At 70.2% G+C, this 3,977-nt stretch carries 4 protein-coding genes and 1 pseudogene; 1 reads left to right on the top strand and 4 read right to left on the bottom strand.

Translation table 11 applies throughout. The annotated features are described in order from the left end of the window. Positions 1–122: 122 nt before the first annotated feature. The 4 genes and pseudogenes from VEC03_RS18065 to VEC03_RS18050 all read right to left on the bottom strand — a co-directional run. The gene (locus tag VEC03_RS18065) at positions 123–782 is read right to left on the bottom strand and encodes a glutathione S-transferase family protein (RefSeq protein WP_324918422.1); all 660 of its coding nucleotides are present in this window, start codon (positions 780–782) and stop codon (positions 123–125) included. Further along, the gene (locus tag VEC03_RS18060) at positions 782–1,240 is read right to left on the bottom strand and encodes a hypothetical protein (RefSeq protein WP_324918419.1); all 459 of its coding nucleotides are present in this window, start codon (positions 1,238–1,240) and stop codon (positions 782–784) included. The genes VEC03_RS18065 and VEC03_RS18060 overlap by 1 nt, the downstream gene beginning before the upstream one ends. Before the next feature lie 9 nt (positions 1,241–1,249). Beyond that, positions 1,250–2,005, bottom strand: a complete 756-nt coding sequence (locus VEC03_RS18055) for a biotin--[acetyl-CoA-carboxylase] ligase (RefSeq protein WP_324918417.1) — start codon at positions 2,003–2,005, stop codon at positions 1,250–1,252. A 13-nt stretch (positions 2,006–2,018) separates the two neighbouring features. Next, a pseudogene (locus VEC03_RS18050) lies at positions 2,019–2,480 on the bottom strand (SET domain-containing protein); the annotation flags it as partial. 80 nt (positions 2,481–2,560) lie between these two features. Between VEC03_RS18050 and VEC03_RS18045 the strand changes: the two are divergent. Continuing rightward, positions 2,561–3,977 (top strand): DNA topoisomerase (locus tag VEC03_RS18045; protein WP_324918415.1); only part of this gene is annotated, 1,417 nt, incomplete at its 3' end.

Below are 3,977 nucleotides of genomic sequence, written 5' to 3'. Positions count from 1 at the left end.
GCCCGCCAGCACGATGCGCAGGTGCACCTGGAAGACGCCCACCCCGGCGCCGCCAGCCCGGGCGTGCGGGCGGTGGTGCGCTTTGCCAGCGCGCCGGCCGGGGCCGACCGGTCCGGCGTGGCTCAGGCCGCCTTGTAGACGTTCAGCTGGAGGCGCTCTCGCTCCATGGCGCGCGCCACCGGCGGCAGGGCCGCCAGCTTCTGCACGTGCGCCCACAGGGCGGGGAAGCCGGTCGGGTCGATGCCGGCGAAGCCGCCCCAGCGCAGCAGCGTCAACGCATAGGCATCGATCGGCCCGAAGCGCTCGCCGCCGAGGAATGGCCGACCCTGCGCCGCCGCCAGCTGGGCCATGCGGTCGATCTCGGCCAGCATCGGCCGGTACTGCTTCGCGTTGAATTCCTTGATGCGGGCCTGCGTGTCCGGCTCGGCGGCGAACTTGTGGGGCATGAACACGTGGGTGAAGGTCGGGTGCACCGTGTTGTTCATCCAGGCCAGCGTCTCCATCGCCTTGGCGCGGGCCAGCGGCTCGCTCGGGAGGAACTGCTGCTCCGGGAAGCGCGCGTCCAGGTAGCCGATGATGGCCAGGATCTGGGTGATCACGGCATCGCCATCCACCAGCACCGGCACCTGTCCACGCGGGTTCACCGCCCGGTACTCGGGCGAGTCCTGCTCGGACTTGTGCAGCTTGACCATCTGGGTTTCGAAGGGGGCGCCGCTGGCCTCCAGCAGGGCGTGCGGCACGAAGGAGCAGGCGCCAGGGGCGAAGTAGAGCTTGAGTGACATCAGGGTTCCTTGCGGGTCGTCGGCAGGGGGGAAGGTCTTGCGGAAGCGGCAGTCGGCACCCGCGCGGCGGCTGGCGCCGCTGGCGGGGTGGCCGACGTCCGAGCCACGCCAGGCGTCGTTGCAGGGGCGGCCGACGCCCGGGTCGCGGGTGGCGCCGCAACGGGGGACGCCGATACGGCCGGTTCCGATGCGGTCGATGCGGCTGCGGCCGGGGCGGCCGCCGCCGACGCCGCCGCGGACGCCGGTGCCGCAGGCGCTGCGCCCACGGGCGGCGCTTGGGCATCGCGGGCTTCCCCGGCCGGCAGCACCTTCACCGCCTCGGGCCGGATCTGCTGCTGGAGCCGCCACGACTCGGTCTCGGGCGCCGGGCCCCAGCCCCAGGCCAGCAGCAAGCCCGCGCCCCAGGCGTAATACACGGCATTGGCGAGCAGGAGCAGCAGGATGGCCAGGCGCAGCATGGGCAGGAGTCAGGCGGGCCGCACGCTCACCTCGGCGGTGGCGACGGCCTTCATGCCGGCGGCAGTATGCACGAGCAGGGCGCCCTGGCCGTCCACCCCATGGGCGCTGCCGTTCGTCCCGTCGCTGAGCCGCACCGCGCGGCCGGCCAGCGCGTCGCGGGCCTGGAAGCGGGCCTGGAAGGGTGCGAAGCCGAATTGCTCGAAGCCCAGCATCGCCTGCAGCACGGGCGCCGCCACCTGCTGCAGCACCGTACCGGCAACCGCGTGCGGCAGCAGCTCGCGCAGCCCGAACGGTGGCGTGGCATAGCCCTGCGCATCGCGTGGCGCGAGATTCAGGCCGATCCCGACGATGGTGAACCGGGACGGCCCGCCCTCCGGCGGCGCTGCCGTCTCGATCAGGATGCCGCCCAGCTTGCGGTCCTGCACCCACAGGTCGTTGGGCCACTTGAGCTGCACCGCCGGATGCAGCGCCTCGGCCACCGCCACGCCGACGGCCAGCGACAGCCCGGACCAGTCCGGCGGCGCCAGCGGCAGCCCGAGCGAGAAGGTGAGCGACGAGCCCGGTTCGCCCAGCCACTGGCGGCCCAGCCGACCGCGGCCCGCCGTCTGCCGCTCGGCCACCAGCAGCACGGGGCCGAGGCGGCCGGCGCGGGCACGCCGCATCAGCTCGGTGTTGGTGGAATCGATCTCGGGAACCGCTTCGACGGCGAGGCCGGGCAGCAGCGCATCCAGCTGCTGCCTGAGGGCCTCGACCATCGCGTCCATGGCGTCAGCGCCGCCGCTTGGGCGCCAGCAGCGTGCCGCGGCAGGACGGGGCGCCGCACCAGCAGGGGTACTCGGCCTTGAGCTTCTTCGTGTACGGCTCGTCGATGATGAGGCCGTAGTCGTAGTTCAGCTCCTCGCCCGCCCGGATGTTGCGCAGCGCCTTGATGAAGACGCGGCCGTCCTGCTCGTCCGCTTCGCAGTTCGGCTCGCACGAATGGTTGATCCAGCGCGAGGCGTTGCCGCCGTACAGTGCGTCGATCACCCGGTCTTCGTCGATGTGGAAGTAGAAGGTGTGGTTCGGGTCCTGGGGATCGTGCGGATGGCGGCGCAGCGCCTCCTTCCACGTGATGATCTCGCCCACATACTCGATGATGACCTCTCCCTCGGCGATGTCCTGCAGGGCGAACACGCCCTTGCCGTGGACGCCCGACCGCCGTGTCTGGATGCGTCGGCCGCCCCCCGCTTTTGCTGGCATTGGAAAAACTCTGATAAGTTGTTTGCACACACGCACGCGTGCGCGTATGCGCGCGTGGGAAGAGCCGGGATTGTAGAAACATGGGAAAGACTCTGGTCATCGCCGAGAAGCCGTCGGTCGCGCAGGACATCGTGCGCGCGCTGGCGCCCGTTGCCGGCAAGTTCGACAAGCACGACGACTACTTCGAGAGCGAGCACTATGTCGTCACCAGCGCGGTCGGCCACCTGGTGGAGATCCAGGCGCCCGAGCAGTTCGACGTCAAGCGCGGCAAGTGGAGCTTCGCCCACCTGCCGGTGATTCCGCCGTACTTCGAGCTCAAGCCGGTCGACAAGACCAAGTCGCGGCTCAACGCCGTGGTGCGCCTGGCCAAGCGCAAGGACGTCACCGACCTGGTCAACGCCTGCGACGCCGGGCGCGAGGGCGAGCTGATCTTCCGGCTGATCGAGCAGTACGCTGGCGGCGGCAAGCCGCTGGGCAAGCCGGTGCGGCGGCTGTGGCTGCAGTCCATGACGCCGCAAGCCATCCGCGACGGTTTCGAGCAGCTGCGCACCGACCAGCAGATGGAAGGGCTGGCGTCGGCGGCGCGTTCGCGCTCGGAGGCCGACTGGCTGGTCGGCATCAACGGCACCCGCGCCATGACGGCGTTCAATTCGCGCGACGGCGGCTTCTTCCTCACCACCGTCGGCCGGGTGCAGACGCCGACCCTGGCGGTGGTGGTCGAGCGCGAGGAGCAGATCCGCAAGTTCGTCAGCCGGGACTACTGGGAGATCCACGCCAGCTTCCTGGCCGAGGCGGGCGAATATCCGGGCAAGTGGTTCGACCCGAAGTGGAAGAAGAACCCGGAGGACCCCGAGCAGAAGGCCGACCGGGTCTGGTCGCTGAAGGAAGCGCAGGCGATCGCCGACGCGGTGCGCGGCAAGGCCGCCACCGTCACCGAGGAATCCAAGCCGCAGACCCGCGCGGCGCCGCCGCTGTTCGACCTGACCTCGCTGCAGCGCGAGGCCAACAGCCGCTTCGGCTTCAGCGCCAAGACCACGCTCGCGCTGGCCCAGAGCCTGTACGAGCGCCACAAGGCGCTGACCTATCCGCGGACCGATTCGCGCGCGCTGCCCGAGGACTACCTGCCGGTGGTCAAGCAGACCATGGGCATGCTCGCCAACAGCGGCATGAAGCACCTCGCGCCCTTCGCGAAGCAAGCGCTGGACGACAACTACGTGAAGCCGTCGAAGCGCATCTTCGACAACGCGAAGGTGTCGGACCACTTCGCGATCATTCCCACGCTGCAGGCGCCCAGCGGACTCAGCGATGCCGAGCAGAAGCTCTACGACTTCGTGGTGCGGCGCTTCCTGTCGGTGTTCTTCCCGAGCGCCGAGTACCAGGTCACCACGCGCATCAGCACGGTGGAGCAGGGCGGCAAGAAGTACCCTTTCCGGACCGACGGCAAGGTGCTGGTGAAGCCGGGCTGGCTCGCGATCTACGGCAAGGAAGCCCAGGACG

Source organism: Ramlibacter sp., assembly GCF_035627355.1.
GTDB lineage: Bacteria > Pseudomonadota > Gammaproteobacteria > Burkholderiales > Burkholderiaceae_C > Ramlibacter.
This window is presented reverse-complemented; position numbering and strand designations above follow the sequence as displayed.

Coding starts and splice junctions, on each gene's coding strand:
- VEC03_RS18055 (WP_324918417.1), bottom strand. CDS start 2,005: ATGGACGCGATGGTCGAGGCCCTCAGGCAGCAGCTGGATGCGCTGCTG.
- VEC03_RS18060 (WP_324918419.1), bottom strand. CDS start 1,240: ATGCTGCGCCTGGCCATCCTGCTGCTCCTGCTCGCCAATGCCGTGTAT.
- VEC03_RS18065 (WP_324918422.1), bottom strand. CDS start 782: ATGTCACTCAAGCTCTACTTCGCCCCTGGCGCCTGCTCCTTCGTGCCG.